This is a genomic window from Paenibacillus sp. FSL H8-0537 (assembly GCF_038051995.1).
Classification (GTDB): domain Bacteria; phylum Bacillota; class Bacilli; order Paenibacillales; family Paenibacillaceae; genus Pristimantibacillus.
The window spans coordinates 2059673-2075408 of record NZ_CP150290.1 but is presented as its reverse complement, the minus strand read 5'-3'; the positions used below and the strand labels follow the sequence as shown (position 1 = coordinate 2075408).

Here is a 15736-nt window from a genome sequence, read left to right as displayed (position 1 = left end):
CTTCCCTTAGAAATGGGTTCCCCGGTAAGCGCTAATCGTCAAAAAGTTCATAAAGCTCGTCACCTTCAGCGACAAAATGTCGTTGACCAGCTTGTGCAGCTCTGGCTGCCCGCTCTTTTTATAACCCGCGCTTACGCATGCCCAAATATCTTTGCCATTCGCATGTTCATAGCCAATAAGCCGAAACTCCTCTGCCTTGCTGTTGCACAGCTGTTCAATTACCTGAGCCAGGTCCTGTTCCTCCATAGCCGCGCCTCCCGTGCTTTTTCGCCTTGACTGCTACTATTCGCTGCCTAGGGCGCATATTCCTGCACACGGAGAGATGTTCATAATCCAATCATGATTCGGACATGCCGTGCATAACTATGATACTGCAACAATATGGCTAATGGAATGAGGGGCGAGTATGACCAAGCAAACATTTATAAAAGGGGCCATGATTTTACTTGCGGCGGGCGTCATTAATCGAATTCTCGGCTTCATCCCGCGCATCGCGCTGCCGCGAATTATAGGCGCCGAAGGCGTGGGGCTTTATCAGCTGAGCTATCCGTTTTTGGCCGTCATGCTGACAATTATTACCGGCGGCATTCCGCTCGCCGTTGCCAAATGGATTGCCGAAGCCCAGTCAAACGGGGACGAGGGACGGGTCCGCCAAATTTTTCGCAGTGCGATGCTGCTTACGATCTTTCTTGCCATTACGCTGACCAGCCTGCTGCTGCTATTCTCGCCTTGGATAACCGCGCATTTGCTGCCGGACAAGCGTGTACAGCGCACGTTTCTGTTCATGACTCCGATGCTGCTGATCGTCGGAATTTCATCTGTATTTCGCGGCTACTTCCAGGGCAAGCAAAATATGATTCCATCTGCGGCCTCCCAAATTGTGGAGACGGTGCTGCGCATTATTTTCTCGCTTGGCTTCGCGATGCTCCTCATGCCCAAAGGCTTGGAATGGGCAGCGGCTGGCGCCATGCTTGGCGTTGTGGTTGGAGAAATAGGAGGCCTAGCTGTACTGCTATGGAAATACGCAAGGGAAAAAAGGACTCCCGCTCAGCTGGCTGAGGCAAGCAAGCCATCTACAACTGAAGATAAGGCACCCATTATGGGCAAGCTGCTTAGCCTTTCCATACCCGTTACAGCCAGCCGCCTTGTCGGCTCGCTCTCCTATTTGCTGGAATCCATTTTCACCGCTCGCAGTCTGGCTACGGCAGGTATCGCTACAGGCATTGCTACAGCGCAATACGGGGCGCTGCAAGGAATGGTCATACCGCTCATCCTGCTGCCTACCGCTTTGACCTACTCCCTTGCCTCCTCGCTTATTCCGTCGCTTTCCGAAGCGGCGTCAAGGGGGGATATGGCTACGATTCATAAGCGTTTGCATCAATCCATGAGGCTGGCACTTGTCGCAGGAGCACCCTTCGTCGTTATTCTTGGCCTATTTGCCGAGCCGATCTGCCGGATGCTGTACAACCACAGTGAAATTGCTCCTATGCTGCAACTGCTTGCCCCTGTAGGCCTTTTTATTTATTTGCAGGCTCCACTGCAAGCCACTCTCCAGGCGCTGGATAAACCGGGAAAGGCGCTTATGAACACGTTAATAGGGGCAGCTATTAAGCTGGGCTTCATTATTTATCTCGCCTCCAAGCCCGAATTTGGTATATACGGCGCTTTGATTGCGATTAATTTGAATATTGTACTAGTCACTGCGCTGCATGGCATTAGCGTTCTCAAGCTAATCGGCTTCCGCATGAAGCTGCGCGATTTTATGAAGGTCATCTCTGCTATGGTGATTATGGGGGCTGCTGCTCGCTTCGTCATGAACCGGGAGCCGCTCGCCGCGGAATGGGTGAATTTGCTCGTTGCTTGTGCATGCGGGGCTATTGTATATTTGGCGCTAATGGTATGGACCAACATTATTGACCGGCATGACCTCACCCGCCTGCCCAAAATCGGTCATTGGTTTTCACGGACCTAGGGGCATACATGTACAAAAAAAAGCCGCGAACAGGTTGGGACATTATGGCTCCCAAACTACCTTCGCGGCTTTTTCGTTTTATCCAAAAACAGCTTGCCTTTATGATCTATTGTACACAGGAATACTTCCTTGAAGTCGGTCACACCTTCTTCCTGCAGTACATTTTTCAACCAAAAACGGGTTTTTTCCAGCTTCTCCAAATTTTCATCCTGTACTTTGCCATCCATAATGAGCGGAATGGGCAAAATTTCAAAACGATATTTAGGCGGAATGACTTTAGATTCTTGCCTTGTGCTAAGCTTGCTTGTTAATTCCTGAATTTGCTCAGTCCTATTGCCTTCTTCCATCCGCAGCTGATGCTCTGCTTCGCTGCTGCTCAGCTGCGGCTCAGCATTCAAGCGCTCCTCCGACATTTCTGGCGGGGCCCCATCCGTATTTTTAGGAATAATCGACAGCTTGCCGCTCGTCTCCAAAATCGCAAATTCCACATCCGAGATCCTTGTAATTTGATTTTCTCTAAGCTGAAGCATAAAATCATCCAGATTGTAGCGCTGCTTGCGCATCACATCGCGATTGAGCTTGCCCTTCGCCATAATGATGCTGGGCTTTCCGTCAAACAAGAGCCGCAGCTTGCGATTTTTCAGCGCCACAAAAGCCATGCCCACCTGCACGAGCATTAAAATAACCATCGGCACAATGCCTTCCCACATCGTTCGATCCAAATCCTCTATAACGATCACGGCTATTTCGGCAATCATGACCGAGATAACCAGGTCAAAAACCGACAGCTTGCCGATTTCCCGTTTCCCCATAAACCGCATAATGAGAAATACGATGAAATAAATCAATACGGTACGCAGCACAAGGGTCAGAAATTCCAAGTGATCCCGCCTCCTTCATCGCTCGCGCCTGCTGCATTTTGGCCTGAGCAGTCTGTACACGTATTCTCACCTGCCGCCATGTCCCTCATACGAAACGGCCAGGCACGAATTTATGGTAAAGGCGGGAAAACATAAAATTATGGAATCAGAATAAAATACACATAAGCTGTGGAGACAAGCAGCGACATGAATGCAATCGGCGCTCCAACTTTAAGAAAAGCTCTAAAATGAAAACTTTTTCCTTCCCGCAGAGCAAGGCCAGCGGCAATTACGTTTGCGGAGGCGCCAATAAGCGTGCCGTTGCTGCCGAGATTTGCACCAAGCGACAGCGACCACCACAGCGGCTCCATTTGACCCGCGCTCAGTCCAAGCTCAGCACCCATCGCGTGAATGACTGGCACCATTGCCGTCACAAACGGCACATTATCCATCGTAGCGGAGGCAATACCGGAAATCCACAATAGCAGCACTGATGCTATATCCGCATTACCGGAAGTCATTTGCAGCAAAACCAAAGCGATTTGGCTTGTCCAATTCGTCGCCGAAAGCCCCGCTACCATAATAAATAAGCCGATAAAAAATAAAATCGTGCCCCAATCCACCATGCGGAAGGCGATTTCTGCCTCCTTGCGCTTTAAACCGATAACCATGAGCAATGCCGCGCTGCCGAGCGCAATAGCCGCCGGCTCTATGCCTAATATCGAATGGAGCGTAAAGGCAATGATGGTTAGCAAAAATACGATGACTGATTTGATCATCAGCGGGCGATTTTTAATATAGGAGCTGGCGGAAAGCTTCATTAGCTCGTCTGCTTCCTTGCTTTTATGCGTAGGCTTAAAATGCTTGCGGTACACGAACAAAAATAAACCAATAGTAACGATCAAAATAAACAACGATACGGGTCCTAAATGGACGATAAAGGCATTAAACGTCAACTGCTTGTTGGCAGCGCCAATAATCATATTAACCGGATCACCGATTAAAGTAGCAGCTCCACCAATGTTCGAAGCCGCAATTTCTGCAAAAATAAATGGGTAGGGATTCAGCTTAAGCAATTTTGTAATCGACATCGTTACCGGAATAACGAGCAGCATAATCGTTACATTGTCCAAAAACGCTGAGCTAATGCCAGTTAAGGCAATGAGCAGTATAAATATTTTCCACGAGCTTCCTTGGGCCCACTGGGCCAGCTTAATCGCTATGTATGGGATGACGCCTGCTCGGTTCAAAATGCCGACAAGCAGCATCATGCCGATGAGCAGCATAATAACGCGCCAGCCGACCGCCTCCGTAAATGCATACCGCAGATCCAATATGCCCAGCACCAATATGAGAAATGCGCCTGCCAGCGCCGCCGCTGCCCGATTGATTTTATCCGTAATGACAAAGGCATAGGTTACCAAAAAAATAACTGCTACTGCGATAACCTGCCAAGCCGCCGGATTGTAAAGCATTCCTGCTGCCTTGGTTTCCATCTCGCTTCACCCTTTCTTATCCCTCACATTATACGTAATCGGATAGAATTTCGTCCACCCTCCCACTTGTTTGTACTATTCCACACAGCCTGGCCATATGGTTTAAGTAAAAGGAATTTAAGGAGGAAATCGATGAATCCCATTAAACATGTGCCGCGGCCGCCCCAGATCGCTTCGCCTATGCTGGCGGGTCTCCTTTATGCCATCGTTTGGCTTGCTTTAGGCGCTTTGCTGCTCTCGCTTCTGCTGCACTTCGGCAATATGAAGGAAAGCAGCCTGCCAACCTTCGCAACGTGTATTCATGGCTTGTCCGCTTTTGCCGGCGGATTAACGTCGGGCAAGCGTTCCGGTATGAAAGGCTGGTACCAGGGCGGATTGCTGGGACTGCTCTATGGTGTGATCATATTGTTAATCGGCTTTCTTGCTGCCGATGCCGGCTTTTCCCTGCATACCGCGATTGTGCTTGGCATTACTTTGCTGCTTGGTGCTTTCGGGGGCGTTATTGGCGTCAATCTCAAGAAGTAATTCGGTGGCTGGCAAAGCTAACATTTCGAGGTTGAAACATAAGCCCATTATAAGGGAGTAACTTATACTTGTTTATATCTTAAAAAAAGCTTGCGCCTTGAAGGTTAGACCTTCAAGGCGCAAGCTTTGTGGAGCTATCCTACTAATCTTTCGAAATCGTAGGCGCACTGCTAACGACCGAGCTAATTGCGCTGCGTTCAAACGTCAGCTTAACCGTATCACTGACGCGAAGTACGACTGTGTCATCCGTCAATTCTGTGATTGTACCGTGCATACCGCCGATTGTTGAAATTTTATCGCCTTTTTTCAGTTGCGACAACAGCGCTGTACGCTGCTTCTGTTTCTTCTGTTGCGGACGAATAAGCAAGAAGTAGAACACGGCGAACATGAGTAGTATCGGCCATGCCATTCCCCAAATGCTATTCGTAGGCGCTCCAGCTGCATCTGCTAACCATAGTGACATTGAAATCCCCCCTTTCTAAAATCCTTTATCGTTATCCCGCAACCCATAGCTGTCAAAAAACTCATCGCGAAAATCAAGGAGCCGATCTTCGGTAATCGCCTGACGCACATCCCTCATGAGTTGAAGCAGGAAATGTAGATTATGATAAGTCGTCAATCTCATACCGAATGTTTCATCGGCCTTCATCAAGTGGCGAATATAAGCGCGTGAATAATTCGTGCATGTGTAGCAAGAGCATTTTGGATCAAGTGGCCCAAAATCCTCTGCATACTTGGCATTGCGAATAACGAGTCTTCCCTCGCTTGTCATCGTAGTTCCGTTGCGCGCAATTCTCGTAGGCAGCACACAGTCGAACATATCGATGCCGCGAATAGATCCTTCCAGCAGCGCATCGGGCGAACCAACTCCCATTAAATACCTTGGCTTGTCGGTTGGAAGCAGCGGTACCGTATACTCAAGTGCTTGATACATCAAGTGTTTCGGCTCTCCGACACTTAGTCCTCCAATAGCATACCCCGGGAAATCCATGGAAGTCAAATCTTTCGCACTCTGGATGCGCAGGTCCTCATACATGCCTCCCTGGACGATTGCGAACAGACCTTGGTCTTGTGGACGAGCATGGGATTCAAGGCAGCGCTCAGCCCAGCGTGTCGTGCGCTCAAGCGACTGTTTTACATAAGCATGCTCAGCCGGATATGGCGGGCATTCATCAAATGCCATCATAATATCAGAGCCGAGCGCATTTTGAATTTCCATCGCCTTTTCCGGTGACAAAAACATCTTATCTCCGTTCAAATGGGAACGGAACTGGACGCCTTCCTCGGTAATTTTACGCATTTCGCTCAAGCTGAACACCTGAAAGCCGCCGCTGTCAGTCAAAATCGGACGGTCCCAGTTCATAAACTTATGCAATCCGCCTGCGCGTTTAATCAAATCATGTCCGGGACGCAAAAACAGATGGTACGTATTGCTCAAAATAATATGAGCATCCATTGTCTTCAGCTCTTCCGGGCTCATTGTCTTTACCGTCGCCTGGGTTCCCACCGGCATAAAAGCCGGCGTCTCGATTACGCCATGGGGTGTATGGACGCGGCCGAGCCGCGCTCCAGACTGCTTGCACACTTTTAACAATTCATAGGTTACAGCCACAATTCACGCTTCCTGTCCTCTTTAATTTTGTTGCTCTACTATTAATAAATAAACATCGCATCGCCGAAGCTGAAAAAACGGTATTCCTCACGAATCGCTTCCGCATACGCGCCCATTACTGCATCGCGCCCAGCAAGCGCGCTGACGAGCATAACCAGCGTCGACTTGGGCAAATGGAAATTGGTCAGCAGCGCATTAACAAGCTTAAAGGAATAGCCCGGAAAAATAAAAATATCAGTCCAGCCGCTGCATGCCTGAATGAATTCATTCTCAAAGCGGGTCGCAACGGTTTCCAGCGTCCGCGCAGAGGTTGTCCCTACCGCAACGATTCGCGCGCCCTCGGCCTTCGCCTGATTCAGCAGCGCCGCCGTCTCCTCGCTAAGCTCGTAATATTCCGAATGCATGACATGCTCTTCCACAACGTCAACCGACATCGGCCGAAATGTTCCGAGTCCTACATGCAGCGTCACATAGGCAATTCGCACACCTTTATCCGCAAGCTGCTTCAAAAAATCGGCTGTAAAATGCAGCCCCGCCGTCGGTGCGGCTGCCGAGCCATCATGCTTGGCATAAACGGTCTGATAGCGCTCACGCTCCTCCAGACGTTCCCGAATGTAGGGGGGAAGCGGCATTTCGCCAAGCCGCTCCAGCAGCTCCTGAAAAATGCCGGAATAGGCAAATCGAATCGTGCGGCCGCCCATATCGCCTTCCTCTTCTACAAAGGCACGCAGCAGAGGCTGGCCGCTGCCATCGTCGCCAAACCAAACCTCTGTACCGATCTTCATGCGTTTGGCTGGCTTCGCGAGCGCCTCCCAGCGGTCTCCTTCGAGCTGCTTAAGCAGCAGAAGCTCGATCTTCGCCCCCGTATCCGCCTTCGCACCAATTAAACGAGCAGGCAGTACCCTAGTGTCATTAAGCACCAGCACATCGCCGGCATGCAAATGCTGTGCCAGATCGGTGAAGCTTTCATGGTTCACCGCGCCATTGCTGCGATCCAACGTCAAGAGCCTTGATGAGGTCCGCTGCAGCAGCGGCGTCTGAGCGATTAAATGCTCCGGCAGTTCAAAATCAAACATTTCTACGTTCATCTGTCAGTCATCATTCCTTAGCGATAGTTACATCATTATAATAGTATTTCAGAATATAAGAGTAGTCATACCCTTGCTCGGCAAGGCCTAGCGCCCCATATTGAGACAAACCGATGCCATGACCGAAGCCTGTGCCGACGAAACGGAAGCTCGGCGTCTTGGTTGCTTCACGGACTTGGCCTTTGCTGCCCATAATATACAGCTTGGCATCCATTTGCTTCACTTCGCCGCCTGCCCCAACCGTATAGACCGCACCTGCGCTCTCCGGCTTTGTTGTCGTTTTCTTATTCGCTCCAATTACGGTCACACGTGCCGTCTCATCGATTTGGAACAAGGTGCTTGGCAAGCTTCCAAGCGCCGTCCGCAGCATATCTGGATATTTGACCTCCAGCTTTTTGCCGTTTGCCAGCAATTCCGTAGCGCGTCCAGACTGCCCTGTCTTGCTCACTTGAAGCGAATGAATCGGTCCGGATATCGTGGTGACGCTTTTGAGTGAAGCAACCAGCTCTTCTGAGCTGAACGGGCCTCGTACCCAAGACATCGGGCCCGATTGCACCGATTTTTCCAAAACGACAACCTTAGCGCCCGAATTAACCTGGCCTACTAGCGGAACATCATCCTGAATGAGCGGTATTTTCCGTACCTTTACGCCGTCCGTATTAACCTTCATCAGCTTAATTCCTGCAGGATTCGTTTCGCTTGTTGCCGTAAGCAAATCCTCGCGAATATAGCCTGTCAAGCCGCTTGGGAGCACCACGCGGTACCAGCTGAACAGCCCTTTTTCCGCCGAGCTGTCGGTCGGGCTTTTGACGCTGGTCAAATAGGGGACTGCATTGCCCCATACTTCCTTCGCATCCGCTGTAGCGCCGCCGCCATTAGAGGAATAAAGCGCCTCGATCAGCTTGCCCTTGTACAGTACAACCTCGCCTTGCGTCGCATCTACCGCTTGAATCGTTGATTGCTTCTCCGTGCTTGTGCCAGCATAGGCTTGGCTGCTCACACTATCGACCACATGGGCGATTTGAAAACCCGAGCCCTGATAGAGTGCATACGTTCTAGCGGCTACCGCCTGAGCTTTCAACGCCTCCTGGGGCCAAGAGGAAACCATTTCCGCACCTACAACCGAATACAAATACTGCTCAAATGGAAGTTCATTTACGACTGCAAGCTTGCCATTAAAATCACTGAATTCAAACGCTCCGCGATACGTGCGGCTGTAACGCTCCGTCAGCTTAATGGTTTCTTTGCCTGCCGGCTCTACCCACACTTTGGCGCTTGTTACAGGGAACGTATACATCGTAAGCGGGCTTCCCGCCTTGCCTGTCAGCGTGTGATCGCTCTTCAGCAGCAAATACGGCGTTTTTACATCGGCCTGCAGCAGGCTGATGCCAGCTGCTCCAGTCGCTACCTTAATAAGGTCCAGGTCAGCACTGCTCGCAGCAGCACCTACCATAACCGAATAACGCAGCCCGCTTGCAGGCTTGCGTACAGCGATATACGTATCAATACCTGCTGCCTCGAATGCTTCGGCCGCCTTGTCAGCCGCAGCTTTAGAAGCGTAGCCTGTGCTTTCCAGATGAAGCGGACCTTGCAGCTCCGGCTGGGAGCCGCCGGCAAGCTTCGTTAGCTCGCTGTCTGTCTTCCATTTGCTTAGCGCTGTTTTCGCTTCGTCAACGGTTTTGTAGGTACCTTCTGTTACCTGGTACACCGTCTTGCTTTTCTTCGTTAAGGAAGTAATAAAACCGCTGCCCATGGCCGTTTGCACTCGTTTATATGCGCTTAGGGCCGTTTCGAAGCTGGTCGTTTCCAGCACCTTGACCTTATAATCATCCTTGGCAAATCGGGCCTGTACATTGCCTGATTCCCGCAGCCATTCCTCCGCGCCGGATGGCTGCTTCACGCCAATGGACAAGCCGCCCGCCGAGCTGAGTGTAGCCGCGGCCGTATTCACCTGATATTTCCCCGGAAATTGCAAAAAAATAGCGACTCGTATCGAATCAAGCTGAGGTACGGCTCCTTGTGAAGGCTGTACATGCCACATTGAAATGAGCAATAACCCAGCTAAAGTTAGAAGCGACAGCCGTCTGATCGAAAAGCGGGTGTTCATCTCACCTTCCCCCTTCTGGGTGATTATTGTTCTGCCTTGGCGGCTTATATTCGCAGCCGTCAACCGAGCAGCTTTGCTCCGTTCTGCCAAACCATTCATAACGTCGGCTCGCAATGATGCGATAAATAGCATCCGCTATTCGGCTCATGCCTGGTATTCGGTAAAGCAGAGAAAGCACGCCCAGACCTTTAACCGTCCGCAGCACACGAATAACGCCATCTGCTCCGGCATATAGCACCCCATTGCTGTCCGCAACATGCATTTTCTCATAAAGCTGCTGCACACTCACCTGCTGAATGCCGGGGACGCTCACCGTCCCTTGCTGCTCCAATTGCTGAATTTGCACAAATTGCAATTCGGCCCGCGACGGTAGCTCCTTGAGCCTTGCAACCGTCGCAATACAGAGATTGCACTCGCCATCGTAGACGACAAATAGCTTTTCTGCTAAACGCTGCCTTGCTCCAGCCATTCTAATTTCTCTCCGGATAAGGAATGCCTAAATGGCGATAAGCCTGTTCGGTCGCCATCCGTCCGCGCGGTGTACGCTGGAGGAAACCGATCTGCATTAAATAAGGCTCATACACATCTTCTATTGTCTGGCTTTCCTCGCCAATTGTAGCCGCAATTGTATCCAAGCCTACTGGGCGCCCGGCAAATGTCGTCATCATGGATTGCAGCATTTTATGGTCGATGCTGTCCAGGCCCATCGGATCCACCTGCAGCAGCTCCAGAGCTGAGCTTGCTATTTCGTCTGTTATAATGCCATCGCCGCGCACTTGGGCAAAATCCCTTACCCGCTTAAGCAGGCGGTTGGCAATCCGCGGTGTTCCACGGGAGCGCAGCGCAATTTCTTGAGAGGCTTCGCCTACGATGGAAATATCAAAAATTTCCGCCGAGCGCGAAATAATATAAGCAAGCTCATCGACCGTATAAAACTCCAGCCGGCTGATGACGCCGAAGCGATCCCGCAGTGGAGCGGAAAGCAGCCCCGCCCTTGTCGTCGCGCCAATCAGTGTAAAAGGCGGCAAATCAAGCCGTACAGACCTTGCGCTTGGGCCTTTGCCAATCATAATGTCGAGCGCGTAATCCTCCATTGCCGGGTAAAGCACTTCCTCCACTGTACGGTGCAGCCTATGGATTTCATCGATAAACAGCACGTCGCCCTCCTGCAAATTCGTCAGCAGAGCAGCGAGATCGCCTGGGCGCTCAATGGCTGGTCCCGATGTCGTGCGCAGGTTTACGCCAAGCTCATTGGCGATGATGTTCGACAGCGTTGTTTTCCCAAGTCCGGGCGGTCCGTAGAGCAATACATGATCGAGCGCTTCCTTGCGAAGCTTTGCTGCGTCTATGTACACTTTCAAATTTTCCTTCGCCTTCGATTGACCGATATATTCAGCCAAATAACGAGGACGCAGACTTAGCTCCACCGCCTGATCATCCATCATAAGGTTGGCGGAAATAATTCTTTCGTCCATCCGTGCTCAGCTCCTTTTCGTCAACCTTTAAACAGCTGCTGCAAAGCGCGCTTCATGAGGGAATCGACCGTCTCCTCTGGAACAACCGTCTGCTGCAAGCCATGCCAAGCCCGATCAAGCTCCGCAGCTGTATATCCGAGCGCTGCGAGCGCCTCACGCGCCTCTTCCCAAGCGGTTCCCGCTCCCTGGCCGCTGCCGCTTTGGAATAAATCGGGCTCCAGGTAAGCGCCCGCCGCCGACAGCACCGCCGCATCGCTTGCGATGCCCGCAAGCTTGTCCTTCAAATCCAAAATCATCCGCTGCGCCGTCTTCTTGCCAATTCCGGGCAGCTTCGTAAGAAACGTAATATTTTCCTGCTGAATGGCAGCAATAACCGTTTCCGGCTTGCCTCCTGCGAGTATGCCCAGCGCCACGCGCGGACCAATGCCCGATACTTCCAGCAGCTTGCGGAACAGCGTCTGTTCCTCGCGCGTTGCAAACCCGTACAACAAAATCGCATCCTCACGGACGGAATGATGAATATAAAGGGTGACGGCTTCTTCCTTTTTCGCTAACGCATACGAATTCGGCGTAAACACCCGGTAACCGACATCCCGTACATCCAGCACCACATACTCCAGCTCGACATGGGACACTATACCTCGTAAAAAATCAATCATGATCGTCCCGCCTCATTTATTTTTTGGACTAAAACCGCCGAATGAGCATGGCAAATAGCCACTGCCAGCGCATCTGCTACATCATCGGGTTTCGGAATGGCCGATAAATTCAAGAACATTTTAACCATCTCCTGCACTTGGCGCTTCTCCGCCTTGCCATAGCCTACAACGGCCTGCTTAACTTGCAGCGGCGTATATTCCGCAACCGGAAGCCCGCGCTGCGCCGCCGCCAAAATAATAACCCCGCGCGCCTGCCCAACCGCAAACGCCGTTGATACGTTCCGGTTAAAGAACAGCTTCTCCACCGCAACCGAATCGGGCTTGTACTTATCCATTAGAGCAACAGCTGAATCATAAATTTGAATGAGCCGCTCCTCGGGCGGCGTATGCGCCTCCGTCTGAATACAGCCATACTGAACGGGCTTAAGCTTATGACCCTCTTTATCAATGAAACCAAAACCCGCTATCGCAATACCGGGATCTATGCCTAGAACGCGCAAACCGCCAACTCCTTATTCCTGCCGTTTATTTCTCCTATTATACCAAAAGACAGAAAGGATGAGAACATGCGTTTGAGGAAAGTGCTTAGGAGCAGTCGCTTTTCTTTGCACCATCATTCATTATACAACAAGAAGAGGACGTCCTCTATAAGAACGTCCTCCGGGCTGCTATTTTCATCTAATAAGCCGATCGTTTAGTGGATTTGCCATGTCCCAGCTCATAGTCGCTAAAGGTAGACAGGACGCTGTTAAATTCATCGATGTCATTAATTTTAATCCCATGCGACAGCTGTTCTACTTTATCACGAGGCAAGCTGCTTTCCATATACCGAATATCCAGTTGAAAAAAAGTTCGCAGCACCTTCTCCTGCTGGGGCGCCCCTTCAAACAGCGATAAATTCCCCTGCTTATCTACGCCCATATACGCTTCATTCTGGCAATGCTTCGAAAACTCATCCACCGTCTGCTCCACCAGCACCCGGTTCTTCGTTTTATCGAAGGTGGCGTGCCAACCGCTATTTGCCTCCAGCAGCCGGATCAACTGGAGCGAGGTCATACGGCCAAGCGGCCTGCTCTCCTGCCCACATAAATAGTAGCGGCGCAGCATGACGCTCACTGGCTCCTGCTGCTCTCGCAGCTCGCGCCGCAAGTCAGCAGAGGGGCCGCTGACGGCTCCTGAACTAAAAGCTGCTCCTACGGCATTAGCCACAGACGCTGAATCGGCAAAATTGGCGACGACGCTTGTCAAGTGGACGGCGGCAGCCGCTTTCCCAAGAGGCCAGACAGCACCCGCTAGCGTTATGGTAAGCAAGGCGATACTGCCCAGCGTCCATAGCGGACGGCGGCGAAGCTTTCTTTTTAGCTGCTTCCATAAGCTCATTAGCATTATGATTGAACCCCTTTGTGCTCTTTTATTGCATAGGGTTCCACTGAGCTTCCAATATTATGCGCGTAAGAGAAACGCAGCGGGCGAGCTAGCTTTTCTTCGTTCTACCGACAACCTTCTACTCAGCGTTTTCCACGTATTCAGCAGAACCCACATTTACAGCCTCAGCAAGCGTCGCAAATAAAGCATGGGTATACGGATGCTTGAGCTTGCCTTCCTCCCACTGGCTAAACGTTTCTACGATTTCGCCCTGATACATGACGGCAACTCGGTCGCACAGCTGACGGGCAAGCCCCAGATCATGCGTAATGAATAAGTAGGACAGCTCTTTCTGCCGCTGAATTTGCTGAAGCATCTTCACAATAGATGCCTGCGATAAAGGATCGAGACTGGCTAACGACTCGTCGAAAATAATTAAATCCGGCTGCACGGCCAGCGCTCTTGCGATGCATACACGCTGCTTCTGTCCGCCGCTTAGCTGATGCGGCAGCTTCTCCAAGAAGCTTTCATCCAAGCCGACGGCACGTATAAGCTGCACGCTGGCCTCCCGAATTTCCGGCGGACGCTTCGCGTCAAAATTGCGCAGCGGCTCCGCAAGTACTTCCTTCACAAGCATTCGGGGATGCAGCGAGGATGCAGAATCCTGAAGCACAAGCTGTACGCTTTTGTATACCTGCAGATCCTTCATATGAGGTCCATGAATAGACTGGCCGCCGAGCAAAATTTGCCCGGAGCTCAGCGTTTCAAGCTTCATAATGAGCTTGGCCAATGTGCTTTTCCCGCTGCCGCTTTCTCCAACAAGCCCAAGCGTTTCACCAAGGTGCAGCGCAAGATCTACCTGCTTCACAGCTTGAACGGACGCCTTGCCATCCTTCGCCTTGAGCCCGCCCCGCCTTCTGAGCAGCCGCAGCGGATATGCCTTGGACACCTGACGCAACTCCAATATGATCATAGGGCGCTTCCTCTCGCTTGGACTGAGGTTATCCCGCTGGGCTGCATCGTAATCACACGATCCGCGAATTTGCGGACGCTTTGCTCGTCATGCGAAATGAGCAGCACCGTCAGGCCAAAATCCGCCTGCAGCTGCTTTAGCAAAGCTAAAACCCGGTCGCGATTGAGGGCATCCAGCGCCGTCGTTGGCTCATCGGCAATAAACAGCGTCGGCTCCGTGCTCAGCATCATCGCAAGCAGCACCCTCTGGCGCATGCCTCCGCTTAGCTCAAAAGGGTATGCGTCCAATATCAGTTCAGGGTCCGCAAAGCCAATACGTTCCAGCAGCATATACAAATACGATTCCATTTCTTTGCGCGATCGCTTCGCCTGCAGCTTCAGCGTCTCGACCATCTGCTTGCGCACCGTGCGGATCGGATCAAGTCCGCTTAGCGAATGCTGAATGAGCAAGGCGATTTCCTCTCGGCGAAGCTGCTGCATGCGGCGCTCATCATAACGGGAAATATCATCGCCCCCGTAAAAAATTTGCCCGCCTGTCAGGCACAGCCCGGTTTCCAGCAGCCCGACAAGCGCATGGGCCGTCATGCTTTTGCCACAGCCGCTCGGCCCTACAAGCGCAGCCATTTCACCAGCATGAAGCTCCAAGGAAACATTTTGGACGATAGGGCACCATTTTCCAGCCTGCTGCCGGGAAATTTCTATATTTTGAACGCAGAGCAGCGGGGCATCGTTAAGGCCCACGCTATTGATAATGTTCGTGCTGCTTTCCGCCATCTTACACCTCTTTCGGAACGTAAGCGTTCTGCTCTTTAAATCGGTCGCCAATTAATTGGCATGATAACACGAAGCTCACGATCGCAAGCCCCGGAAAAATCATGACATGCGGCGCCAGCTGAAAATAACGTGTAGCATCATGCAGCATGACGCCCCATTCAGGAGTCGGCGGCTGCACGCCTAGGCCAAGGAAAGATAGACCGGCGATGAGCAGCACGATTTTGCCAATGTCCAGCGTACTAAATACAGCAATTGGCGCTGCAATCTGCGGCAAAATATAACGGCGCATAATTCGCAAATGCGAATTACCCGACATGCGCGCTGTAATTAAGTAATCCTCCTTGCTCACCTTAAGCACAAGCCCGCGGATAAGCCGGACATAATTGGCCCACCTCACGATAACAATCGCAAGGATCATATTCGTAAACCCGGGTCCGAGAATGCCCACAATCGCAATCGTCAGCACAAAATCGGGAAAAGCGAGCGTGCCGTCCATCAGCCGCATGAAAAAATGATCGGTGCGTCCGCCAAAATAGCCGGTCAACAGCCCGATCGGCAAGCTAATGCATAAGCTCAATCCCAAAATAACAAAAGCAATCGAAACAGTCGTCCGAATGCCGTATAAAATACGAGATAAAATGCAGCGCCCCAAATGATCGGTGCCGAAAGGGTATTCGCCGCTCGGCGACAGAAGCCGATTGGATAAATTGACCTGCAGCGGGTTATGAGGCGCGAGCCATGGGGCAAGCAAGCCCAGCAGTACGATGACTGCAAATAGGCCGATGCCAAGCAGCAGGCTTGTATTCTTTTTCTGAAAAAGGGTCTGCATAA

The 15736-nt window shown here is 51.4% G+C and carries 17 protein-coding genes; 2 read left to right on the top strand and 15 right to left on the bottom strand.

Features of this window, described 5'->3' with window-relative positions; genetic code table 11:
• Positions 1-6: 6 nt before the first annotated feature.
• Positions 7-246: a post-transcriptional regulator gene (locus tag MHB80_RS08745; RefSeq protein ID WP_341281783.1), complete on the bottom strand. Its 240-nt coding sequence runs from the start codon at positions 244-246 to the stop codon at positions 7-9.
• Between the two features lie 160 nt (positions 247-406).
• Here MHB80_RS08745 and spoVB point away from each other — a divergent pair, with 160 nt between their 5' ends.
• On the top strand, positions 407-1972 hold the full coding sequence (gene spoVB, locus MHB80_RS08740; RefSeq protein ID WP_341281782.1) for a stage V sporulation protein B: 1566 nt from the start codon (positions 407-409) through the stop codon (positions 1970-1972).
• A gap of 56 nt (positions 1973-2028) precedes the next feature.
• Here the strand turns inward: spoVB and MHB80_RS08735 are convergent, their stop codons facing one another.
• Together MHB80_RS08735 and MHB80_RS08730 are read right to left on the bottom strand one after the other, a co-directional pair.
• Positions 2029-2853: a DUF421 domain-containing protein gene (locus tag MHB80_RS08735; protein ID WP_341281781.1), complete on the bottom strand. Its 825-nt coding sequence runs from the start codon at positions 2851-2853 to the stop codon at positions 2029-2031.
• Between the two features lie 137 nt (positions 2854-2990).
• Positions 2991-4307 carry an ArsB/NhaD family transporter gene (locus tag MHB80_RS08730; protein WP_341282909.1) on the bottom strand — a complete coding sequence of 439 codons (1317 nt, stop codon included), beginning with the start codon at positions 4305-4307 and terminating at the stop codon, positions 2991-2993.
• A gap of 153 nt (positions 4308-4460) precedes the next feature.
• Between MHB80_RS08730 and MHB80_RS08725 the strand changes: the two genes are divergently transcribed.
• On the top strand, positions 4461-4853 hold the full coding sequence (locus MHB80_RS08725; protein ID WP_341281780.1) for a TIGR04086 family membrane protein: 393 nt from the start codon (positions 4461-4463) through the stop codon (positions 4851-4853).
• A gap of 142 nt (positions 4854-4995) precedes the next feature.
• Here MHB80_RS08725 and yajC read toward each other — a convergent pair whose 3' ends face one another.
• The 12 genes from yajC to nikC form a co-directional block, all read right to left on the bottom strand.
• Positions 4996-5316, bottom strand: a complete 321-nt coding sequence (gene yajC, locus MHB80_RS08720) for a preprotein translocase subunit YajC (RefSeq protein ID WP_341281779.1) — start codon at positions 5314-5316, stop codon at positions 4996-4998.
• 15 nt (positions 5317-5331) lie between these two features.
• A complete protein-coding gene (gene tgt / locus MHB80_RS08715) occupies positions 5332-6468 on the bottom strand; it encodes a tRNA guanosine(34) transglycosylase Tgt (RefSeq protein WP_341282908.1) in 1137 nt (378 codons plus the stop codon).
• A 38-nt stretch (positions 6469-6506) separates the two neighbouring features.
• Entirely contained in the window at positions 6507-7553 is a 1047-nt protein-coding gene (gene queA, locus MHB80_RS08710) for a tRNA preQ1(34) S-adenosylmethionine ribosyltransferase-isomerase QueA (RefSeq protein ID WP_341281778.1), read from the bottom strand.
• Between the two features lie 10 nt (positions 7554-7563).
• Positions 7564-9660 (bottom strand): SpoIID/LytB domain-containing protein, encoded by a 2097-nt coding sequence (locus MHB80_RS08705; RefSeq protein WP_341281777.1) that lies wholly within the window; start codon positions 9658-9660, stop codon positions 7564-7566.
• A gap of 1 nt (position 9661) precedes the next feature.
• Positions 9662-10129 (bottom strand): DUF393 domain-containing protein, encoded by a 468-nt coding sequence (locus MHB80_RS08700; protein WP_341281776.1) that lies wholly within the window; start codon positions 10127-10129, stop codon positions 9662-9664.
• 1 nt (position 10130) lies between these two features.
• Positions 10131-11135: a Holliday junction branch migration DNA helicase RuvB gene (ruvB, locus tag MHB80_RS08695; RefSeq protein WP_341281775.1), complete on the bottom strand. Its 1005-nt coding sequence runs from the start codon at positions 11133-11135 to the stop codon at positions 10131-10133.
• Between the two features lie 20 nt (positions 11136-11155).
• A complete protein-coding gene (gene ruvA / locus MHB80_RS08690; RefSeq protein WP_341281774.1) occupies positions 11156-11794 on the bottom strand; it encodes a Holliday junction branch migration protein RuvA in 639 nt (212 codons plus the stop codon).
• Positions 11791-12294 (bottom strand): crossover junction endodeoxyribonuclease RuvC, encoded by a 504-nt coding sequence (gene ruvC / locus MHB80_RS08685; protein WP_341281773.1) that lies wholly within the window; start codon positions 12292-12294, stop codon positions 11791-11793. The genes ruvA and ruvC overlap by 4 nt, the downstream gene beginning before the upstream one ends.
• 178 nt (positions 12295-12472) lie before the next feature.
• Positions 12473-13180: a BofC C-terminal domain-containing protein gene (locus MHB80_RS08680; RefSeq protein ID WP_341281772.1), complete on the bottom strand. Its 708-nt coding sequence runs from the start codon at positions 13178-13180 to the stop codon at positions 12473-12475.
• 118 nt (positions 13181-13298) lie between these two features.
• Positions 13299-14132, bottom strand: coding sequence for a dipeptide/oligopeptide/nickel ABC transporter ATP-binding protein (locus tag MHB80_RS08675; protein WP_341281771.1), 834 nt, complete (start codon positions 14130-14132; stop codon positions 13299-13301).
• Positions 14129-14905, bottom strand: coding sequence for an ABC transporter ATP-binding protein (locus tag MHB80_RS08670; protein ID WP_341281770.1), 777 nt, complete (start codon positions 14903-14905; stop codon positions 14129-14131). The genes MHB80_RS08675 and MHB80_RS08670 overlap by 4 nt, the downstream gene beginning before the upstream one ends.
• Position 14906: 1 nt before the next feature.
• Positions 14907-15734: a nickel transporter permease gene (gene nikC, locus MHB80_RS08665; RefSeq protein WP_341281769.1), complete on the bottom strand. Its 828-nt coding sequence runs from the start codon at positions 15732-15734 to the stop codon at positions 14907-14909.
• Between the last annotated feature and the right edge of the window lie 2 nt (positions 15735-15736).

What these genes read in the sequence shown, in the direction of transcription:
- yajC (WP_341281779.1), bottom strand. Translation starts at nt 5,316, where the DNA reads ATGTCACTATGGTTAGCAGATGCAGCTGGAGCGCCTACGAATAGCATT.
- nikC (WP_341281769.1), bottom strand. Translation starts at nt 15,734, where the DNA reads ATGCAGACCCTTTTTCAGAAAAAGAATACAAGCCTGCTGCTTGGCATC.
- MHB80_RS08680 (WP_341281772.1), bottom strand. Translation starts at nt 13,180, where the DNA reads ATGCTAATGAGCTTATGGAAGCAGCTAAAAAGAAAGCTTCGCCGCCGT.
- ruvB (WP_341281775.1), bottom strand. Translation starts at nt 11,135, where the DNA reads ATGGACGAAAGAATTATTTCCGCCAACCTTATGATGGATGATCAGGCG.
- ruvA (WP_341281774.1), bottom strand. Translation starts at nt 11,794, where the DNA reads ATGATTGATTTTTTACGAGGTATAGTGTCCCATGTCGAGCTGGAGTAT.
- MHB80_RS08745 (WP_341281783.1), bottom strand. Translation starts at nt 246, where the DNA reads ATGGAGGAACAGGACCTGGCTCAGGTAATTGAACAGCTGTGCAACAGC.
- MHB80_RS08700 (WP_341281776.1), bottom strand. Translation starts at nt 10,129, where the DNA reads ATGGCTGGAGCAAGGCAGCGTTTAGCAGAAAAGCTATTTGTCGTCTAC.
- MHB80_RS08705 (WP_341281777.1), bottom strand. Translation starts at nt 9,660, where the DNA reads ATGAACACCCGCTTTTCGATCAGACGGCTGTCGCTTCTAACTTTAGCT.
- spoVB (WP_341281782.1), top strand. Translation starts at nt 407, where the DNA reads ATGACCAAGCAAACATTTATAAAAGGGGCCATGATTTTACTTGCGGCG.
- MHB80_RS08670 (WP_341281770.1), bottom strand. Translation starts at nt 14,905, where the DNA reads ATGGCGGAAAGCAGCACGAACATTATCAATAGCGTGGGCCTTAACGAT.
- MHB80_RS08725 (WP_341281780.1), top strand. Translation starts at nt 4,461, where the DNA reads ATGAATCCCATTAAACATGTGCCGCGGCCGCCCCAGATCGCTTCGCCT.
- queA (WP_341281778.1), bottom strand. Translation starts at nt 7,553, where the DNA reads ATGAACGTAGAAATGTTTGATTTTGAACTGCCGGAGCATTTAATCGCT.
- MHB80_RS08675 (WP_341281771.1), bottom strand. Translation starts at nt 14,132, where the DNA reads ATGATCATATTGGAGTTGCGTCAGGTGTCCAAGGCATATCCGCTGCGG.
- MHB80_RS08730 (WP_341282909.1), bottom strand. Translation starts at nt 4,307, where the DNA reads ATGCTTTACAATCCGGCGGCTTGGCAGGTTATCGCAGTAGCAGTTATT.